The organism is Pseudomonas shirazica (assembly GCF_015168335.1).
Lineage (GTDB): Bacteria > Pseudomonadota > Gammaproteobacteria > Pseudomonadales > Pseudomonadaceae > Aquipseudomonas > Aquipseudomonas asiatica.
Window position 1 is genome coordinate 5,361,134 of the sequence record NZ_CP063456.1, and the last position, 17,797, is coordinate 5,378,930.

A 17,797-nucleotide genomic window follows, 5' to 3' on the forward strand; every position below is an offset into this window, starting at 1 on the left:
ACTCAGGCCGGTTGTTCCGCAGGGGCTTTGGCGACCGAGCACAGGCGGATCGAGTCGGCGAGGATCTCGATGGCCTTCGGCCGCGGGAAGCTGGCGCGCCAGGCGATGGCTACGGTGCGGAATGGTGCCGGTGCGGTCAGTGGGCGAACCTCGATGACACCGGGGGCGTAGTGGTGGCTGTGCACCGCCGACAGCGGCAGGATCGACACGCCAAGGCCCGAGGCCACCATGTGACGGATGGTTTCCAGCGAGCTGGACTCCACCGTGGTGTGCTTGGAGCCTTCACCGCCCTTGTTCAGCGTTGGACAGGCCTCCAGTACCTGGTCACGGAAGCAGTGGCCTTCACCGAGCAGCAACAGGCTCTTGTCGTTGAGCATGGCGGTGTCGATGGTCTTTTTCGCTGTCCACGGGTGGTCAGCCGGCATCAGGGCGCAGAACGGCTCATCGTACAGTGGCAGGGTCAGCACGTCGGCTTCGTTGAACGGCAGGGCGATGATCACCGCGTCCAGTTCGCCGTTGCGCAGCTTTTCGCGCAGTACGTGGGTGAAGTTCTCTTCGATGTAGAGGGGCATCTGCGGTGCCACGCGGTGCAGCTGCGGAATCAGGTGCGGGAACAGATACGGGCCGACGGTGTAGATGGCACCGACCTTGAGTGGCGCAGTCAGCTGGTTCTTGCCGGCCTGGGCCAGCTCGCGAATGCCCTGGGCCTGCTCCAGTACCTTTTGCGCCTGGGCGACGATGCTTTCGCCGACCGGGGTCAGGCGGACCGCGCTCTTGCTGCGCTCGAAGATCAGCACGCCAAGCTCATCCTCGAGCTTCTTCACACCGACCGACAGGGTCGGCTGGCTCACGTGACAGCGTTCGGCGGCATGGCCGAAATGCTGTTCCTGGGCGAGTGTGACAATGTAGCGTAATTCTGTGAGGGTCATAACGTGCGTCCATGAAGTTGCGAGCCCAGCATAGCGGCTGCAATCGATAGACGCACGTTATCAGACTTGCCGATTTGTGACAGAAACAAAAGTCTCAGCGGCGGTCCAGCGAGTAGACGAACGGGGCCACGACTTCGATCGTGCCATTGTTCAACAACTCGGGTGGCGGCTTGGGTACCGTGCCGGCCCGACGGATCATTTCCAGGGTCGCCCGGTCCAGGGCGGCACTACCCGAACCTCCGGCCATGGAGTACGACACCACCTTGCCTTCGGCGTCGACCACGAAACGTAAGCGGTTTATGCCCTGCAGCCCGCGACGGCGCGCGTCTTCCGGGTAACGCTTGTACTTGGCCAGGTGACGCAGCAGGTCGCTCTGCCAGGTCGGCAGGGCTTTGCTGTTGGACGCAATGCTCGGTGCCGGTGCCGCGGACTTCTGCGGTGGCGTGTTGCTGGGCGGTGCGTCTACCGTTTGTTCGGTCGGCGGTGCTTCCTTCGGCGGCTCAGGCTTTTTCTCGGGCTTGGGCGGCTGTGGCTTGGCCTTTGGCTTGGGCGGCTTGGGAATGGCGATCTTGGGCTTGGGTGCCTCGGCCAGCTTCGGCAGCGGCGGTTCCTCGACCGGTGCCGGTGGCTGCGGCGCCGCTTTCGGGGGCGGTGGTGGCGCAGGCTCCGGCAACGGCGCCAGCTCGACCATCATGGCTGCCGGTGGCAGTTCGATGGCCTGGGGCACCGACCAGTTGAGCGTCAGCAGCACGGCGACCACGTGCACGCCCAGCACGATCGCCAGGCTGCCACCGTAGCGCGCCATGTTCGAGCGCGTTCTTGTCATTTCTTGGCTGCCGTCTCTAGACCTACCAGACCGACTTTCAGGTAGCCGGCCGCGCGCATGTTGTTCATCACTTCCATCAGGTCACCGTAATCCACGCCTTTGTCAGCCTGGAAGAAGATGGTGGTTTCCTTGTCGCCCTTGGTCTTGGCGTCGAGCATCGGGCCAAGCTGGTCGGGGGCAGGGACCTGGTCATCACCGACGTACAGCTTCTGGTCGGCCTTGACGCTGACGAACACCGGTTTCTCGGGCCTCGGCGCCGGCTTGGCGGTCGAGGCCGGCAGGTCGACCTTGATGTCGACCGTGGCCAAGGGGGCTGCGACCATGAAGATGATCAGCAGCACCAGCATCACGTCGATGAACGGCGTAACGTTGATTTCGTGGTTTTCGGCGAGGTCGTCGCCACCTTCGTTGAGATGCAGGCCCATGGCTTACCCCACTTTCACCATGTGCGGGGCAACACGCTCGCTGCCCTGGTGGTCCAGATCACGGCTGACCAGCAGCAGCACCTGGGCGGAGGCGTCGGACACCTGGGCCTTGTAGCCGGCGATGGAACGGGCGAAGACGTTGTAGATGACCACGGCCGGAATTGCGGCGACCAGACCCAGGGCGGTGGCCAACAGGGCTTCGGCAATACCTGGGGCAACCACGGCCAGGTTGGTGGTCTGGGTCTTGGCGATGCCGATGAAGCTGTTCATGATGCCCCATACGGTACCGAACAGGCCGACGAATGGCGCAGTGGAGCCGATGGTGGCGAGTACGCCGGTGCCGCTGCTCATGGTGCGACCACTGGCGTGTACCAGGCGCTCCAGGCGGAAGCTGACGCGCTCCTTGATGCCCTCTTTTTCGCGGGCGTTGGCCGACAGGCGCATCTCTTCGAGCGCGTCGTGGACCAGGGTGTGGGCCAGGGTGCCTTCCTTGTTGGAAACGTCGCTGGCTTCCTTGAGGCTGGCGGATTTCTTCAGCAGGGCGATTTCACCACGCAGGCGACGCTTGGCGCCCATCAGCTCGAAGCCTTTGGCAATCCAGATGGTCCAGGTGATGATGGAGGCGATGGCAAGGCCGATCATCACCGCCTTCACCACCACGTCGGCGTTCTTGTACATGCCCCAAGGGGACAGGTCGTGGGCCATGCCCAGCGAGGTGTCTTCAACCAGAGCCTCGACGCTCGGGTCTGCAGCGACCGGGGCATCAGCCGGGGTGGCGGCAACTGCACCGCTGGCCGGTGCTGCGGCTGGAGCAACTGCCGGAGCAGCCGGTGCGGTAGCGGCAGCAGGCGCGGCAGCATTGGCGGTTGGCTCATCGGCCATGGCCACTGGGGCCAGCACCAGGCTGAGTGTCAGCGCGGCGATGGCGCGCCAGGCGCGCAACGGGGTTGGCGAAGCGGAAGGTTGAGTACGTGTCATGCTGGCCGGACCTGATGAAGAATGAAGTTAACGTTCTCCAAGGCCTCGAGGTAGGCCGAGAACAATTTGGCGGCCATTATTGCAAGTAATTCTTGTTAACAAAAGTAATCTTGTTGCTTTTTTCGCCTATGGTCTAGCCATCCATCGTGTAGCGTGGTCGGGCTGATCAATTGGTCTAGGGAGTTTAGAGATGTCAGACCTTTCCGTGATGGTGGTGGGATGTGGTGATGTAGGCGGGCGCCTTGCCCGGCAGATGCTTGCGCGCGGTTGGCAGGTGAGCGGCCTGCGTCGCTCGGTCGGGCAGTTGCCTGCGGGGGTCGTGCCTGTGGCAGCGGACTTGTCCGTGCCATCGCTTCCAGACGCCTGGCCGCAGCGCGCGCCGGACTACCTGGTGTATTGCGTGGCGGCGAGCCAGCATGACGAGGCGGGTTACCAGGCAGCCTATGTCGACGGTTTGCGCCATGTGCTGGGCTGGCTGGCCGAGCGCGGCCAACGCCCACGACGGCTGCTGTTCGTGTCCAGCAGCAGCGTGTATGCACAGAAGGACGGCGAGTGGATCGAAGAAGGCGCGGCCACCGAGCCTGAAGGTTATTCCGGGCGGTTGATGCTGGAGGCTGAGCGGCTGGCACTGGCCAGCGGCATCCCGGCCAGTGTGGTGCGCCTGACCGGCATCTATGGCCCCGGCCGCGAGTGGCTGCTCAGTCAGGTGCGCCAGGGCTACCGCGTGGCCGAGGAGCCACCGCTGTATGGCAACCGCATCCATGCTGAGGATGCTGCCAGCCTGTTGGCGTTCCTGTTGCAGGCCGATGCCGACGGCAAGGTGCTCGACGACTGCTACATCGGCGTCGACGACGACCCGGCGCCGCTGGCCGATGTGGTGGCCTGGCTGCGGGCGTACATGGGGGTAACCGAGTGGTCGGATGAGCAGCGGGTGCGCCGTACCGGCAGCAAGCGCTGCAGTAATGCCCGGGCGCGGGCATTGGGCTGGGCGCCGGTGTATCCGAGTTACAGGGAAGGTTATGCGGCCATCCTTGAGGGTAAAAACCAGCCTCAGGCCTGATGCGCCCCCTGTAGGAGCGGCCTTGTGCCGCGATAGGGCTGCGAAGCAGCCCCGGCATTCTATGCGGCGACGCTGAAATCCTGGGGCCGCTGCGCGCCCCATCGCGACACAAGGCCGCTCCTACAGGGACCGCGCAGGTTTTCAGTCCAGTTCCAGCACCCACTGGCGCTTGCCGGCCGCCAACACTGGCATTTCATCCGGCTGCGCGCGGTTCACCGCCTGGAAGATCTCCAGCTTGTCGCCATCGCGCTTGAGGATGAACGGCGCGCCACGCTGGTTGCGCTCCAGCCACAGGCTGTCATTGCTGCCACCCATGGTCGCGCAGTCACCCGCCAGGCACAGGGCGAAACGGTCTGGCCCTGGCAGGCCGGTGACGTTGCCGGTGTCGCCGAAGCGCACGCTGGCACCTTTGCCCTGGCCTTCGACGATCTTCCAGTTGCCGCCCAGATAGGCCTGGTACAGGGCTTTCTCGAAGGTGCTGCCCAGTGGCGCATTGGTCGCCGCTGGTGCTTTGGCGCGAACGAAGGTCTGCTTGCCGCCGCGTTGATCGACCGCCTGCAGTTCGTCGCCATCGAGCGACAGCTGTTCGGTCTGGCCACCCTGGAAGCTGGCCTGCCATTGCTTGTCGGTGGCGCTCAGCTGGCCGTCGGCCGCTTCGAAACCATTGCTGTAGCTGGCCTGTTGGCTGGCTACGTCGAGCTTCCACTCGAATACCGGCCCGTGCTCATTGAGCGCCTGACGCAGGCTGCCGCCCTTGACGGCCGCATTGATGGCGTCCTGATTGATCCAGGTGCCGTTGAAATCTTCGGGTTTGTGGCTGGCGCAGCCGCCCATAAGCAGGGCTGCCAGCGCGAGGGGCAGTGCTTGGCGCATGAGGGGATAACCTTGCAAAGGAGGGAAGGTGACGGGCGGGGTGCCCGTCACCGAGGGCATCATTCGATGACCAGAATGGCGTCCATTTCGACCTGGGCGCCTTTCGGCAGCGCGGCAACGCCGATGGCGGCGCGGGCCGGGTAAGGCTGCTCGAAGTAGCGGCCCATCACCTCGTTGACCTTGGCGAAGTGGCTCAGGTCGGTGAGGAAGATGTTCAGCTTGACGATGTCCTTGAACGAACCGCCAGCGGCTTCAGCCACGGCCTTGAGGTTCTCGAACACCTGTACGGTCTGGGCTTCGAAGCCTTCGACCAGTTCCATGGTCTTCGGGTCCAGCGGGATCTGGCCCGACATGTACACGGTGTTGCCGGCCTTGATCGCCTGCGAGTAGGTGCCGATGGCGGCAGGGGCCTTGTCGCTGTTGATGACGGTCTTGCTCATGATGACTCCTTGCGGTTGGCGGACTACGTACGCATGCGGGTGATGCGGACCACACCGGTCAGGGTACGCAGCTTCTTGATCACACGCGCCAGGTGCACGCGGTCGTGCACGCTGACCACCAGTTGGACCACGCTGATACGGCCGTCGCGTTCGTCCATGCTGATCTTCTCGATGTTGCCGTCGGCGGCGTTGACACTGCTGGCCAGAAGGGCAATCAGGCCGCGCTGGTGTTCCAGTTCGACACGCAACTCGACATTGAACTCACCGGTGATGTCCTTGGCCCAGGAGAGTTGTACGCACTTTTCCGGGTTGTGGCGGATTTCACTGATGTTGCGGCAGTTTTCCAGGTGCACGACCATGCCCTTGCCGGCTGACAGGTGGCCGACGATCGGGTCGCCCGGGATCGGCGTGCAGCACTTGGCGTAGCTCAGCACCAGCCCTTCGGTACCACGAATCGCCAGCGGGCCTTCCGGTGCCGGCAGCTGCTCGCCTTCGGCCGACAGCAGGCGGCGCGCGACCACGTAGGCCATGCGGTTGCCCAGGCCGATGTCTTCGAGCAGGTCTTCGATCAGCTCCAGGCGGTACTCGGCGAGAATGGCCTGGATACGCTCCTGGGGGATCATTTCCAGGCTGCTGTCGAAGCCGGTGAGCACCTTGTTCAGCAGGCGTTCGCCCAGGCTGATGGACTCGGAGCGACGCTGCTGCTTGAGCGCGTGGCGGATGTGCGTGCGCGCCTTGCCGGTAACCACGAAGTTGAGCCAGGCCGGGTTCGGCCGCGCGCCCGGGGCGCTGACGATTTCCACTGTCGAGCCGCTTTGCAGCGGTTCGGACAGCGGCGCCAGGCGGCGGTTGATGCGGCAGGCGATGCAGCTGTTGCCGACGTCGGTGTGCACCGCGTAGGCGAAGTCGACCGCCGTGGAGCCTTTGGGCAGCTCCATGATGCGGCCTTTGGGCGTGAACACGTAGACCTCGTCCGGGAACAGGTCGATCTTCACGCTTTCGATGAATTCCAGCGAGTTGCCGGCACGTTGCTGCAGCTCGAGGATGCCCTTGACCCACTGGCGGGCGCGGGCGTGGCTGCCCTTGGGTTGCTCGTCGTCGTTGGACTTGTACAGCCAGTGTGCGGCGATGCCGTTGTTGGCCATCTCTTCCATCTCGCGGGTGCGGATCTGGATTTCGATGGGCACGCCGTGCATGCCGAACAGCGTGGTGTGCAACGACTGGTAGCCGTTGGCCTTGGGGATCGCGATGTAATCCTTGAAGCGACCGGGCAGCGGCTTGTAGAGGTTGTGCACCGCACCGAGTACGCGGTAGCAGGTATCGACCTTGTCCACGACGATGCGGAAGGCGTACACGTCCATGATCTCGTTGAAGGCGCGGCGCTTGCCGCGCATCTTCTTGTAGATGCCATAGAGGTGTTTCTGCCGGCCGCTGATCTCGCCCTCGATGCCGTCGGCGGCCAGGCAGTTGGCCAGCGAATGCTCGATCTTGGCGACGATCTCCTTGCGGTTGCCGCGTGCGCTTTTCACCGCACGGTGGATCAGCGACGAACGCATCGGGTGCATGGCCTTGAAGCCGAGGTCCTCGAACTCAACGCGCACGGTGTGCATGCCCAGGCGGTTGGCAATGGGGGCGTAGATCTCGAGGGTTTCCTTGGCGATGCGCCGGCGTTTTTCGCCGGACAGCACTTCCAGGGTGCGCATGTTGTGCAGGCGGTCGGCCAGCTTGACCAGGATCACGCGGATATCGCGGGCCATGGCCATGGCCATCTTCTGGAAGTTTTCGGCTTGCGCCTCGGCCTTGGTCTCGAAGTTCATCTGGGTCAGCTTGCTGACCCCATCGACCAGTTCGGCCACGGTCTCGCCAAACTGCTGGCTGAGGGCTTCCTTGGCGATGCCGGTATCTTCGATCACGTCGTGCAGCATGGCCGCCATCAGGCTCTGATGGTCCATGTGCATGTCGGCAAGGATGCTGGCCACGGCCAGCGGGTGGGTTACGTAGGGCTCGCCACTGCGGCGGCGCTGCCCATCGTGGGCCTGTTCGGCGTAGAAATAGGCGCGCCGGACCAGGTTGACCTGTTCGGGGCCAAGGTAGGTCGACAGCCGTTCGGCCAAGGCTTCTATACCCGGCATGGGTTCACCTCCTGCCGAGGAAGGGGGCCTTGCGCCGTGCGACGTCGACCTGGCATCAATCAGACAGCCTCGTTGTTCTCGTCCTCGAACGCGGCGAACACCGGATCCTCGGTGACGATCTCTTCAGCGGCGATGAACTCGTTGGTGACGATGCCTTCGGCGATTTCACGCAGGGCAACAACGGTCGGCTTGTCGTTTTCCCACGCAACGCGTGGCTCTTTGCCGCCGGTCGCCAGCTGGCGAGCGCGCTTGGTCGAGAGCATGACCAGCTCAAAGCGGTTATCCACGTGTTCCAGGCAGTCTTCAACAGTTACGCGGGCCATGGTCTTCCTCAGTAGCAATTGCGGTGGGCGTGCAGCCCGATAATGGGCAGGCGGACTCGATAGTTTAAAAAATCACCAGCCAATAGGGAAGCGCTGTTTTGTCGGGTGGTTACCTTCAAGCCCTGTGTTGCCTTCTTCGCGGCTGAAGCCGCTCCCACAGGGACCGCATTGTCCTCAGGTTCATCACCGCACCCTGTGGGAGCGGCTTCAGCCGCGAAAGGGCCGGAACAGACACCCTATCGCTTGAACCTGACGATAACCTCAGAGCATCGCGTCACGCAACCGCGGGGTCAGCTCCTCGAACAGGGTCTGCACCGAGCGCAACGCCCGGCAGTCCGGCCGGGTCAGCAGCCACAGCTGGGTGTCGCAACCCGGCAGCGGCCCGCTCAGCGCATCCACCCCGGGCAGAGCATGCACCATGTAGTCCGGCAGCGCTGCCACGCCGAGCCCGGCCGTGACCAGTTGAGCGATGGTCGACATGCCGCTGCACTGGTAGCGCGGGCTCAACCCCGGGTGCTGCTGGTTGCGCCAGACCACCGTGGGGTGGTCCTGCATCGAGTCGTCGGGGGCGATCCACGGCACGCTGGCAGGTGACTCGGCCAGGCGCTCGCGCCACTGCGGCTGGCCGCAGACCACGTAGGAGGTGGACCCCAGGTTGCGGCCCACCAGGTGCTCCGGCGGCGTGTTGGTCAGGCGCAGGGCAATGTCGGCATCGCGCCGGCTGAGGTTGGCGAAGGTGTTGGAGGTGCCCATCTCCAGCGACAAGGCCGGGTAGTTGGGCATGAACTCGGCCAGCGCCGGTAGCAGCAGGCTGTGCATCACCGCCTCGGTACAGGTCAGGCGCACGGTGCCGCTGACCACCTGCTCGCCACTGGTCATGGCGATGCGCGCCGCCTCCAGCGCCTGCTCGGCGCGCTCGGCCTGCTCGGCCAGGGCCTGGGCGGTGTCGGTCGGCAGGTAGCCTTTGCGGCTCTTGACGAACAAGGCGGTGCCCAGCGCCGACTCCAGCCGGCGGATCGAGCGGAACACCGTCGAAACATCGACCTTGAGCAACTCGGCAGCCTTGGCCAGCGAGCGGCCACGTTCCAGGGCCAGGACCAGGGAGAGGTCGGCATGGGTAATCTGATATTGCATTGGTGCACGCTCTGCTTGCCGAATTGCCAATGTCTGTTGCGTTTTGGCCATTTTATAGTGAAACGGCCCCCGGGAATCAATGCGCCCGGTCGGGTAACCAATCCCCACGATGGGAAAGTGAAAAGAACAACAGCTGCAACCATCGTCGCCCGTGAGGCGCCAGCCGTATCCCCCACATCGCCGCAGCAAATCAAAGGATGTACAGCCATGACGTCGGTAACCCCGTGCGCCAGTTCTTCCAGCGAGATGAATGACTTCCTCCAGGCCCATCCGGACACGCAGTACGTCGACCTGTTGATCTCCGACATGAACGGCGTGGTACGTGGCAAGCGCATCGAGCGGGCCAGCCTGCACAAGGTGTACGAGAAGGGCATCAACCTGCCAGCATCGCTGTTCGCCCTGGACATCAACGGGTCCACCGTCGAGAGCACCGGCCTTGGCCTGGACATCGGCGATGCCGACCGCATCTGCTTCCCGATCCCCGGCACGCTGTCGGACGAGCCGTGGCAGAAGCGCCCCACCGCCCAGCTGCTGATGACCATGCACGAACTGGATGGCCAGCCGTTCTTCGCCGACCCGCGCGAAGTACTGCGCCAGGTGGTGAGCAAGTTCGATGACCTGGGCCTGGATATCTGCGCCGCGTTCGAGCTGGAGTTCTACCTGATCGACCAGGACAACCTCAACGGTCGCCCGCAGCCGCCGCGCTCGCCGATTTCCGGCAAACGCCCGCAGTCGACCCAGGTGTACCTGATCGACGACCTCGATGAATATGCCGACTGCCTGCAGGACATGCTCGAAGCGGCCAAGGAGCAAGGCCTGCCCGCCGACGCCATCGTCAAGGAAAGCGCCCCGGCACAGTTCGAGGTCAACCTGCACCATGTGGCCGACCCACTGAAGGCCTGCGACTACGCGATCCTGCTCAAGCGCCTGATCAAGAACGTTGCCTACGACCATGAGATGGATACCACCTTCATGGCGAAGCCCTACCCGGGCCAGGCAGGCAATGGCCTGCACGTGCACATTTCGTTGCTGGACAAGAAAACCGGCAAGAACATCTTCGCCAGTGACGACCCGCTGCAAAGCGACGCGCTGCGCCATGCCATCGGTGGTGTGCTGGAGACCATGCCGGCGTCGATGGCCTTCCTCTGCCCGAACATCAACTCCTACCGCCGCTTCGGCGCGCAGTTCTACGTGCCCAATGCGCCAAGCTGGGGCCTGGACAACCGCACCGTGGCCGTGCGCGTGCCCACCGACAGCAGCGATAACGTGCGCCTCGAGCACCGCGTGGCCGGTGCCGACGCCAACCCCTACCTGATGCTCGCGGCGATCCTCGCCGGTGTTCACCACGGCCTGACCAACCAGGTCGAGCCGCAGGCGCCGATCGAAGGCAATTCCTACGAACAGTTGGAGCAGAGCCTGCCAAACAACCTGCGCGATGCCCTGCGCGCACTGGACGACAGCGAAGTCCTCAACCAATACATCAGCCCGGATTACATCGATATCTTCGTGGCCTGCAAGGAAAGCGAACTGGCCGAGTTCGAAGTGTCGATTTCCGATCTCGAGTACAACTGGTACCTGCACACGGTGTAAACCCATGAGCGCAAATGCGGTCCCCTTGATCGGTGTCAGCGCCTGCCGCCAGCAGGTGGGGAAGAACTCGTCGCATACGGTAGGCGACAAGTATGTCGAGGCGGCCGGCTTTGCCGGCTTGCCATTGATCTTGCCGGCCCGTGACGGGGGCAGCGACACGCAGGCGCTGCTGGCCCGTCTGCATGGCATTGTTTTTACCGGCTCACCTTCAAATATCGAACCGCATCATTACAATGGCGCCCCCAGCGCGGCAGGTACCCGGCACGATCTGGCACGCGATCGCCTGACCCTGCCGCTGTTGCAGGCGGCCATTGCCGCCGGTGTGCCGGTGTTCTGTATTTGCCGTGGCTACCAGGAATTGAACGTGGCCCTGGGCGGCAGCCTGCACCAGCGCGTGCAGGAACTGCCCGGCTACCTGGACCACCGTGAACCAGAGGACGCACCTCTGGAGGTGCAATACGGCCCTCGTCACCTTGTCGGTATCGAGCCTGGCGGGTTGTTCGAGCGCCTGGGCCTGGCGGCGCAGTTCGAGGTCAACTCGCTGCACAGCCAGGGCATCGACCGCCTGGCCCCGGGCCTGCGCGTCGAGGCACGGGCCCCGGATGGCCTGATCGAAGCGGTGTCCATGCCTGCCGCGCCGGGCTTTGTGCTCGGCGTGCAATGGCACCCGGAGTGGCGATTTACCGAAAACCCGGTCTCGTTGCGCCTGTTCCAGGCGTTTCGCGAGGCCTGTTTTGCCTATGCAACACGGGAGGGCGCACGGCAGGAGGCACTCTGACGTCACCCGAAGGTCTCGGATGACTTGTTCCCGGCAGCAAGCTTTCAATGAGTGAAAGCGGGCCTTGTACGCAAGGCCTGTGAAAACAATTCCAAAATTTACGGCAAATACTCATGAGCAATTACACAGAAGCCGGCCGCCCACCCGATGTGGCGGCCGACGCGGGCAACACCCAGCGCAGCAAGGGGCTGGCCACCGGCCGGCTGGGCTTGCTGGCCAGCGTGGTGCTGGGCATTTCCACCATCGCCCCGGTCTACACCCTGACCGGCGCCCTTGGCCCGACCGTGCGTGAAGTGGGCGCGCACCTGCCAGCGGTATTCATCGTCGGCTTCCTGCCGATGCTGTTGGTAGCCTTGGGCTATCGCGAACTGAACTCGGCGGAGCCGGACAGCGGTACTTCGTTTACCTGGTCGGCGCGTGCCTTCGGTCCGATGATCGGCTGGATCGGTGGCTGGGGTCTGGTGGTCGCCACCACCATCGTGTTGTCGAACCTGGCAGGGGTGGCGGTCGACTTCTTCTACCTGTTCCTTGGTCAGATCACCGGCAAGCATGAACTGGCGGCATTGGCCGACAACCTGCTCATCAACATAACCACCTGTTGCGTGTTCATCGCCCTGGCGGTGTGGATCTGCTGCCGCGGCATGACCACCACCATGACGGTGCAATACGGCCTGGTGGCCCTGCAGTTGCTGGTGCTGATCGGCTTTGCCTTTGCCGCTTTCGGCGAAACCACGGCGCCGCCACCGCTGGAATTCGATTTCGCCTGGTTCAACCCGTTCGGCGTCGAATCTTTCTCGGCCTTTGCCGCCGGGCTGTCGCTGTCGATCTTCATCTTCTGGGGCTGGGACGTGTGCCTGACTGTCAGCGAGGAATCGGTCGGCAGTGACGAGGTGCCGGGCAAGGCGGCCACCTGGACCGTGCTGCTGATCCTCGGCCTGTACCTGTTCACCGCGATTGCCACCCTGCAGTTTGCCGGTATCAGCGAACAAGGCCTGGGCCTTAACAACCCGCGCATCCAGGAAAACGTCTTCGCTCACCTGGCCGGCCCGGTCATGGGGCCGCTGGCGATCCTGATGTCCATCGCGGTGCTGGCCAGCACCGCGGCGTCGCTGCAGTCGACCTTCGTGTCGCCGGCGCGCACACTGTTGGCCATGGGTTACTACGGTGCGGTGCCGCAGAAGTTCGCCAGCGTCTGCCCTCGTTCGCAGACCCCGCGTTACGCCACCATCTGCGCCGGCGTGGCCGCGGGTCTGTTCTACGTGACCATGCGCACCCTGAGCGAGAACGTGTTGGCAGATACCATCACTGCACTGGGCATGATGATCTGCTTCTACTATTCGCTGACGGCCTTTGCCTGTGTCTGGTACTTCCGCCACAGCCTGTTCGACAGCCTGCGCCACTTCCTCATGCGCGGCTTGTGCCCGCTGGTGGGTGGGGTGATCTTGTCGGTTATCTTCGTGCGTACAGCCATCGACAGCGCCTCGCCGGACTTCGGCAGCGGCTCGCATGTGGGCGGGCTGGGGCTGGTGTTCGTGATCGCCGCGATCATCTCGGTGCTGGGGATCGTGCTGATGATGCTGTCGCGGCTGCGCGCGCCGGCGTACTTCCTGGGGGCTACCCTGCGTCAGCAGGCTACCTTGCCATTGCAGGAATAAGGCTGGGGGCGCTTCGCGCCCCATTCGCAGCACAAGGCTGCTCCTACATCGATGGCGTACATTGCGCCATTGTAGGAGCAGCCTTGTGCTGCGAATGGGCTGCAAAGCAGCCCCATGCGGTCTTTCAGGAGAGCAGTTCTTTCAGAAGCCCGCTGTTGCGCTGTTGCTGCTTGTTCAGCAGCAGGCGGTTCGAGCGGAACACTGCCTTCAAGTCTTCCAGCGCCTCGTCGAAGTCATCGTTGATGATCACGTAGTCATACTCGTCGTAGTGCACCATCTCGCTGACCGCTTCCTTCATGCGCCCGGCGATGATTTCTTCGCTGTCCTGCCCGCGGCCGTCCAGGCGCTCGCGCAGTGCCTGCTGGCTTGGTGGCAGGATGAACACCGACAAAGCCTGCGGCATCAGCTTGCGTACCTGCTGGGCGCCTTGCCAGTCGATTTCCAGGATCAGGTCGTAACCCTGGTTCAGGGTCTGCTGCATGGCGCTGCGCGAGGTGCCGTAGAAGTTGCCGAACACCTCGGCATGCTCCAGGAAGTCGCCTTGGTCGATCAGAGCCTTGAATTCCTCGTGGACGACGAAGTGGTAGTTCACCCCGTGCTGCTCACCCGGGCGCATGGCCCGGGTAGTGTGCGAGACCGAGACGCGGATTTGCGAGTCGTCCTGGGTCAGGGCAGTGACCAGGCTGGTCTTGCCGGCGCCCGAAGGGGCCGAAACGATGTAGAGAGTGCCGCTGCTTTGCTTCATGGTCGGGGTGGCCTTACTCGATGTTCTGTACTTGTTCACGCATCTGTTCGATCAATACCTTCAGGTTGACCGCCGCTTGCGTGCTGCGTGGGTCGAAGGCCTTGGAGCCGAGGGTGTTGGCCTCGCGGTTGAGTTCCTGCATCAGGAAGTCCAGGCGCCGGCCGGCAGCACCGCCACCCTTGAGCACACGGCGCACTTCGGTGACGTGGGTGCTGAGGCGGTCGAGCTCCTCGGCCACGTCGCTCTTCTGGGCCAGTAGCACCATCTCCTGCTCCAGACGTTGCGGGTCGAGTTCGGCCTGCATATCGCCGAAGCGGTCGAGGATCTTCTGCCGCTGTGCTGCCAGCATCTGCGGCACCAGGGCGCGCAGGGTGGTGACTTCGCTGGCCATGTTGTCCAGGCGTTCGTTGATCAGCCGGGCCAGTTCCAGGCCTTCACGCTGACGCCCGGCCTTGAGCTCGGCCAGCGCCTCATCGAACAACGCCATGGCTTCGGTATTCAGTGCCTGCGGATCGTTGGCGTCGGCCACCAACACGCCTGGCCAGGACAGCACCTCCAGCGGGTTCAGTGGTGCCGGCTGCTTGATCAGGCCGGCCACTTCCTCGGCGGCGGCAACCAGCTGCGCGGCGCGCTCGCGGTCCACCTTCAGCGGTTTGCCGTTGCTGTCTTCGTTGAGGCGCAAGGTGCATTCTACCTTGCCCCGCGACAGGCCTTGGCGCAGCCCTTCACGCACGGCGCCTTCGAGGTCGCGCAGGGCCTCGGGCAGGCGCAGGTGCGGCTCCAGGTAACGGTGGTTGACCGAACGCAGCTCCCAGACCAGGGTGCCTTGGCTGCCGGCGCGCTCGACACGAGCAAAAGCGGTCATGCTGTGCACCATGGGGAGTACCTCGCGTATATGAATGAACGGTGGGAGCCTCTCGGCTGCAAGGCGCAGGATTGTAGCGCAGTGGGGCCTTGGCGCCCAATCCACCCATGTTACCGACGGGTGGCCTGGCCGGTAGGAAAAGGCGACGGGCTGTGCCGGGCGCGACAATAGGCATGTCTTCCCCGGGCCATGGGCTCTATAATGCTCGGCAGATTCAAAGTCCCAGTACAGGTATCCCAGATGAAACGTCCAAGTGGTCGCGCCGCCGATCAGCTCCGCTCGATCCGCATTACCCGCAACTACACCAAGCACGCCGAAGGGTCGGTACTGGTCGAGTTCGGTGACACCAAGGTCATCTGCACGGTCAGCGTGGAAAACGGTGTGCCGCGCTTTCTCAAAGGCCAGGGCCAAGGCTGGCTGACTGCCGAGTACGGCATGCTGCCGCGCTCCACCGGCGAGCGTAACCAGCGTGAAGCCAGCCGTGGCAAGCAGGGTGGCCGCACCCTGGAAATCCAGCGTCTGATCGGCCGTTCGCTGCGCGCCGCGCTGGACATGAGCAAGCTCGGTGATATCACCCTGTACGTCGACTGCGACGTGATCCAGGCCGATGGTGGCACCCGTACCGCGTCCATCACCGGTGCAATGGTCGCTCTGTGCGATGCCCTGGCGGTGATCAAGAAGCGCGGTGGCCTGAAAGCCGGCAACCCGCTCAAGCACATGATCGCCGCAGTGTCGGTGGGCATGTATCAGGGCGAAGCGGTGCTCGACCTGGACTACCTGGAAGACTCCGCCGCCGAAACCGACCTGAACGTGGTCATGACCAGCGCCGGTGGTTTCATCGAAGTGCAGGGTACTGCTGAAGGTGCGCCGTTCCAGCCTGAAGACTTCAACGCCATGCTCGCCCTGGCGCAGAAGGGCATGAGCGAGATCTTCGAACTGCAGCAGGCGGCACTGGCCGACTGAACCCAGCCAGGGAGGTGCGGGGCATGAGCGAATCGAACCTGTCGATCACCCCGCCCAATGCCGAAATCCGGCAGTGGGCGATGTTCTGCCACCTCTCCGCGCTGCTGGGCCTGGTGGTGCCGCTCGGGCACTTGCTGGGCCCGCTGGTGCTTTGGCACCTCAAGCGCGAGCAAGACCCTTTCATCGACGCCCAGGGCAAAGAGGCGCTGAATTTTCAGATCAGCGTGACCATTGCCGGGTTCATCTGCTTCCTGCTGATGTTCGTGTTCATCGGGCTGGTGCTGTTCGCCATGCTGATGGTCGCGGTGATGATCCTGATCATCATTGCGGCTGTGCGGGCGAATGAGGGCAAGCCGTATCGCTACCCGATGATCTGGCGGCCGATCAAATAAAGCTGGGGCTGCTTTGCAGCCCTATCGCGACACAAGGCCGCTCCTACAAGGGATGTGCATTCCCCTGTAGGAGCGGCCTTGTGTCGCGATAGGGCCGCAAAGCGGCCCCATGCCTTCAGATGGTCAACGTCCAGTCATAGTCGACGATCAGCGGCGCATGCTGGGAGAAGCGCGGCTGACGCGGCAGGCGGGCATTGCGCACGAAGCGGCGCAGGCCCGGGGTGAGGATCTGGTAGTCGAACCGGTAGCCCAGGTTGAGCATCTCGGCCTGCTCGTTGTCCGGCCACCAGCTGTACTGGTCGCCTTCACGGCTGACTTCGCGCAGGGCGTCGACGTAACCCATCTCGCCGGTGATCGCATCCATCCAGGCACGCTCCGGCGCCAGGAAACCCGGCGACTGCTGGCTGTCACGCCAGTTCTTGATATCGAGCTTCTGCTGCGCCACGTAGAACGAGCCGCAGTAGATGTATTCGCGACGCTTGCGACGCTGTTTGTCCAGGTACTTGGCGAAGTCGTCCATCAACTTGAACTTCTGGTTCAAGTCTTCGTCGCCGTTCATACCCGAAGGCAGCAGCAGGCTGGCAATACTGACTTTGTCGAAATCTGCTTGCAGGTAACGCCCGTAGCGGTCGGCTGTCTCGAAGCCCAGGCCGGTGATGACTGCCTTGGGCTGCATGCGCGAATACAGGGCCACACCACCTTGGGCAGGCACCTCCGCGTCGCAGGCATAAAGGAAATAGCCATCGAGCTGGAAAGCTGGGTCATCGAGTTCAAAGGCCGAGGCGCGGGTATCCTGAAGGCAGATGACGTCGGCATTCTGGGCTTGCAGCCAGCTGAGCAAACCACGCTCGGCCGCAGCCTGAATGCCATTTACGTTCACACTGATGATCCGCATAAATGGCCCCAAAAATCTCGTGCGTGTATGATACCCGAGCTCAACCCATTTAGCTAAATCCGTGGTGTCCGGGACTATCCATGCAGCCGTATCAGCGCGACTTCATCCGTTTTGCCATCGATCGCGGGGTACTGCGTTTCGGTGAATTCACCCTGAAATCGGGGCGTACCAGCCCGTATTTCTTCAATGCCGGCCTGTTCAACACCGGTTCCGCCCTGGCCGAACTGGGCCGTTGCTATGCCGCAGCCATCGTCGACAGCAAGATCCCGTTCGATGTGCTGTTCGGCCCGGCCTACAAGGGTATCCCGCTTGCAGCGACAACTGCCGTGGCCCTTGCCGATCAGCATCAGCTCGATGTGCCATGGTGCTTCAACCGCAAGGAAGCCAAGGACCACGGTGAAGGTGGCAGCCTGGTCGGTGCACCGCTGGCCGGTGACGTACTGATCATCGACGACGTGATCACCGCCGGTACCGCCATTCGTGAGGTCATGCAGATCATCAATGCCCAGCAGGCCAAGGCCGCTGGCGTGCTGATCGCGCTGAACCGCGAAGAGCGTGGCAATGGCGAGCTGTCGGCGATCCAGGAAGTGGAACGCGACTTCGGTATTCCGGTGGTCAGCATCGTTTCGCTGACCCAGGTGCTGGAGTTCCTGGCCGATGACCCGCAGCTGAAGCAGCATCTGCCGGCGGTCGAGGCTTACCGGGCGCAGTACGGTATCTGATTCGGGCCTGGAAATGAAAAAGGCGACCTTCTTGTGAAGGTCGCCTTTTTTTGTGTCGCCTGTTCCGGCCTC

General features: G+C 63.4%; 19 protein-coding genes. 7 read left to right on the forward strand and 12 right to left on the reverse strand.

Annotated features, from left to right (window positions below; genetic code table 11):
- Positions 1-2: 2 nt before the first annotated feature.
- The 4 genes from IMX18_RS24735 to exbB all read right to left on the reverse strand — a co-directional run bounded on the left by IMX18_RS24735 (position 3) and on the right by exbB (position 3,158).
- Positions 3-929, reverse strand: coding sequence for a hydrogen peroxide-inducible genes activator (locus IMX18_RS24735; protein WP_013974805.1), 927 nt, complete (start codon positions 927-929; stop codon positions 3-5).
- Positions 930-1,023: 94 nt separating this feature from the next.
- On the reverse strand, positions 1,024-1,755 hold the full coding sequence (locus IMX18_RS24740) for an energy transducer TonB (RefSeq protein WP_015272339.1): 732 nt from the start codon (positions 1,753-1,755) through the stop codon (positions 1,024-1,026).
- Entirely contained in the window at positions 1,752-2,180 is a 429-nt protein-coding gene (gene exbD, locus IMX18_RS24745; RefSeq protein ID WP_013974803.1) for a TonB system transport protein ExbD, read from the reverse strand. The genes IMX18_RS24740 and exbD overlap by 4 nt, the downstream gene beginning before the upstream one ends.
- Positions 2,181-2,183: 3 nt before the next feature.
- Positions 2,184-3,158 carry a tonB-system energizer ExbB gene (gene exbB / locus IMX18_RS24750; protein WP_015272338.1) on the reverse strand — a complete coding sequence of 325 codons (975 nt, stop codon included), beginning with the start codon at positions 3,156-3,158 and terminating at the stop codon, positions 2,184-2,186.
- Between the two features lie 190 nt (positions 3,159-3,348).
- Here exbB and IMX18_RS24755 point away from each other — a divergent pair, with 190 nt between their 5' ends.
- A complete protein-coding gene (locus tag IMX18_RS24755; RefSeq protein ID WP_015272337.1) occupies positions 3,349-4,218 on the forward strand; it encodes an NAD-dependent epimerase/dehydratase family protein in 870 nt (289 codons plus the stop codon).
- Between the two features lie 141 nt (positions 4,219-4,359).
- Here the strand turns inward: IMX18_RS24755 and IMX18_RS24760 are convergent, their stop codons facing one another.
- The 5 genes from IMX18_RS24760 to IMX18_RS24780 form a co-directional block, all read right to left on the reverse strand.
- Positions 4,360-5,091: a hypothetical protein gene (locus IMX18_RS24760; RefSeq protein WP_015272336.1), complete on the reverse strand. Its 732-nt coding sequence runs from the start codon at positions 5,089-5,091 to the stop codon at positions 4,360-4,362.
- Between the two features lie 59 nt (positions 5,092-5,150).
- Positions 5,151-5,531 (reverse strand): RidA family protein, encoded by a 381-nt coding sequence (locus IMX18_RS24765; protein WP_009684531.1) that lies wholly within the window; start codon positions 5,529-5,531, stop codon positions 5,151-5,153.
- 23 nt (positions 5,532-5,554) lie between these two features.
- Complete coding sequence (spoT, locus tag IMX18_RS24770) at positions 5,555-7,663, reverse strand: bifunctional GTP diphosphokinase/guanosine-3',5'-bis pyrophosphate 3'-pyrophosphohydrolase (RefSeq protein ID WP_015272335.1); 2,109 nt, start codon at positions 7,661-7,663, stop codon at positions 5,555-5,557.
- Positions 7,664-7,722: 59 nt separating this feature from the next.
- Positions 7,723-7,986, reverse strand: coding sequence for a DNA-directed RNA polymerase subunit omega (rpoZ, locus tag IMX18_RS24775; RefSeq protein ID WP_003253383.1), 264 nt, complete (start codon positions 7,984-7,986; stop codon positions 7,723-7,725).
- A gap of 261 nt (positions 7,987-8,247) precedes the next feature.
- The gene (locus IMX18_RS24780) at positions 8,248-9,120 is read right to left on the reverse strand and encodes a LysR family transcriptional regulator (RefSeq protein WP_013974798.1); all 873 of its coding nucleotides are present in this window, start codon (positions 9,118-9,120) and stop codon (positions 8,248-8,250) included.
- A 207-nt stretch (positions 9,121-9,327) separates the two neighbouring features.
- Between IMX18_RS24780 and IMX18_RS24785 the strand changes: the two genes are divergently transcribed.
- From IMX18_RS24785 to IMX18_RS24795, 3 genes are all read left to right on the forward strand, one after another.
- Positions 9,328-10,710, forward strand: coding sequence for a glutamine synthetase family protein (locus IMX18_RS24785; protein ID WP_015272334.1), 1,383 nt, complete (start codon positions 9,328-9,330; stop codon positions 10,708-10,710).
- 4 nt (positions 10,711-10,714) lie between these two features.
- Entirely contained in the window at positions 10,715-11,488 is a 774-nt protein-coding gene (locus IMX18_RS24790; protein ID WP_015272333.1) for a gamma-glutamyl-gamma-aminobutyrate hydrolase family protein, read from the forward strand.
- 113 nt (positions 11,489-11,601) lie between these two features.
- Positions 11,602-13,143 carry an APC family permease gene (locus IMX18_RS24795; RefSeq protein WP_013974795.1) on the forward strand — a complete coding sequence of 514 codons (1,542 nt, stop codon included), beginning with the start codon at positions 11,602-11,604 and terminating at the stop codon, positions 13,141-13,143.
- A gap of 124 nt (positions 13,144-13,267) precedes the next feature.
- On the opposite strand, the gene gmk is transcribed toward IMX18_RS24795, so the two are convergent.
- Together gmk and IMX18_RS24805 are read right to left on the reverse strand one after the other, a co-directional pair.
- The gene (gene gmk / locus IMX18_RS24800) at positions 13,268-13,888 is read right to left on the reverse strand and encodes a guanylate kinase (protein ID WP_015272332.1); all 621 of its coding nucleotides are present in this window, start codon (positions 13,886-13,888) and stop codon (positions 13,268-13,270) included.
- Between the two features lie 13 nt (positions 13,889-13,901).
- Entirely contained in the window at positions 13,902-14,765 is an 864-nt protein-coding gene (locus tag IMX18_RS24805) for a YicC/YloC family endoribonuclease (RefSeq protein WP_015272331.1), read from the reverse strand.
- A gap of 228 nt (positions 14,766-14,993) precedes the next feature.
- Here IMX18_RS24805 and rph point away from each other — a divergent pair, with 228 nt between their 5' ends.
- Complete coding sequence (rph, locus tag IMX18_RS24810) at positions 14,994-15,716, forward strand: ribonuclease PH (protein WP_013974792.1); 723 nt, start codon at positions 14,994-14,996, stop codon at positions 15,714-15,716.
- 23 nt (positions 15,717-15,739) lie between these two features.
- Positions 15,740-16,108 (forward strand): DUF4870 domain-containing protein, encoded by a 369-nt coding sequence (locus IMX18_RS24815; protein WP_003258195.1) that lies wholly within the window; start codon positions 15,740-15,742, stop codon positions 16,106-16,108.
- A 115-nt stretch (positions 16,109-16,223) separates the two neighbouring features.
- Here IMX18_RS24815 and IMX18_RS24820 read toward each other — a convergent pair whose 3' ends face one another.
- Positions 16,224-17,003 carry an exodeoxyribonuclease III gene (locus IMX18_RS24820; protein WP_003253401.1) on the reverse strand — a complete coding sequence of 260 codons (780 nt, stop codon included), beginning with the start codon at positions 17,001-17,003 and terminating at the stop codon, positions 16,224-16,226.
- An 80-nt stretch (positions 17,004-17,083) separates the two neighbouring features.
- On the opposite strand from IMX18_RS24820, the gene pyrE reads away from it, so the two are divergent.
- On the forward strand, positions 17,084-17,725 hold the full coding sequence (pyrE, locus tag IMX18_RS24825) for an orotate phosphoribosyltransferase (protein WP_003253405.1): 642 nt from the start codon (positions 17,084-17,086) through the stop codon (positions 17,723-17,725).
- Positions 17,726-17,797 lie beyond the last annotated feature (72 nt).

What these genes read in the sequence shown, in the direction of transcription:
- IMX18_RS24760 (WP_015272336.1), bottom strand. Translation starts at nt 5,091, where the DNA reads ATGCGCCAAGCACTGCCCCTCGCGCTGGCAGCCCTGCTTATGGGCGGC.
- IMX18_RS24820 (WP_003253401.1), bottom strand. Translation starts at nt 17,003, where the DNA reads ATGCGGATCATCAGTGTGAACGTAAATGGCATTCAGGCTGCGGCCGAG.
- IMX18_RS24740 (WP_015272339.1), bottom strand. Translation starts at nt 1,755, where the DNA reads ATGACAAGAACGCGCTCGAACATGGCGCGCTACGGTGGCAGCCTGGCG.
- pyrE (WP_003253405.1), top strand. Translation starts at nt 17,084, where the DNA reads ATGCAGCCGTATCAGCGCGACTTCATCCGTTTTGCCATCGATCGCGGG.
- IMX18_RS24780 (WP_013974798.1), bottom strand. Translation starts at nt 9,120, where the DNA reads ATGCAATATCAGATTACCCATGCCGACCTCTCCCTGGTCCTGGCCCTG.
- IMX18_RS24795 (WP_013974795.1), top strand. Translation starts at nt 11,602, where the DNA reads ATGAGCAATTACACAGAAGCCGGCCGCCCACCCGATGTGGCGGCCGAC.
- rpoZ (WP_003253383.1), bottom strand. Translation starts at nt 7,986, where the DNA reads ATGGCCCGCGTAACTGTTGAAGACTGCCTGGAACACGTGGATAACCGC.
- IMX18_RS24735 (WP_013974805.1), bottom strand. Translation starts at nt 929, where the DNA reads ATGACCCTCACAGAATTACGCTACATTGTCACACTCGCCCAGGAACAG.
- IMX18_RS24785 (WP_015272334.1), top strand. Translation starts at nt 9,328, where the DNA reads ATGACGTCGGTAACCCCGTGCGCCAGTTCTTCCAGCGAGATGAATGAC.
- rph (WP_013974792.1), top strand. Translation starts at nt 14,994, where the DNA reads ATGAAACGTCCAAGTGGTCGCGCCGCCGATCAGCTCCGCTCGATCCGC.
- IMX18_RS24790 (WP_015272333.1), top strand. Translation starts at nt 10,715, where the DNA reads ATGAGCGCAAATGCGGTCCCCTTGATCGGTGTCAGCGCCTGCCGCCAG.
- exbB (WP_015272338.1), bottom strand. Translation starts at nt 3,158, where the DNA reads ATGACACGTACTCAACCTTCCGCTTCGCCAACCCCGTTGCGCGCCTGG.
- exbD (WP_013974803.1), bottom strand. Translation starts at nt 2,180, where the DNA reads ATGGGCCTGCATCTCAACGAAGGTGGCGACGACCTCGCCGAAAACCAC.
- IMX18_RS24765 (WP_009684531.1), bottom strand. Translation starts at nt 5,531, where the DNA reads ATGAGCAAGACCGTCATCAACAGCGACAAGGCCCCTGCCGCCATCGGC.
- IMX18_RS24755 (WP_015272337.1), top strand. Translation starts at nt 3,349, where the DNA reads ATGTCAGACCTTTCCGTGATGGTGGTGGGATGTGGTGATGTAGGCGGG.
- IMX18_RS24805 (WP_015272331.1), bottom strand. Translation starts at nt 14,765, where the DNA reads ATGGTGCACAGCATGACCGCTTTTGCTCGTGTCGAGCGCGCCGGCAGC.
- gmk (WP_015272332.1), bottom strand. Translation starts at nt 13,888, where the DNA reads ATGAAGCAAAGCAGCGGCACTCTCTACATCGTTTCGGCCCCTTCGGGC.
- IMX18_RS24815 (WP_003258195.1), top strand. Translation starts at nt 15,740, where the DNA reads ATGAGCGAATCGAACCTGTCGATCACCCCGCCCAATGCCGAAATCCGG.
- spoT (WP_015272335.1), bottom strand. Translation starts at nt 7,663, where the DNA reads ATGCCGGGTATAGAAGCCTTGGCCGAACGGCTGTCGACCTACCTTGGC.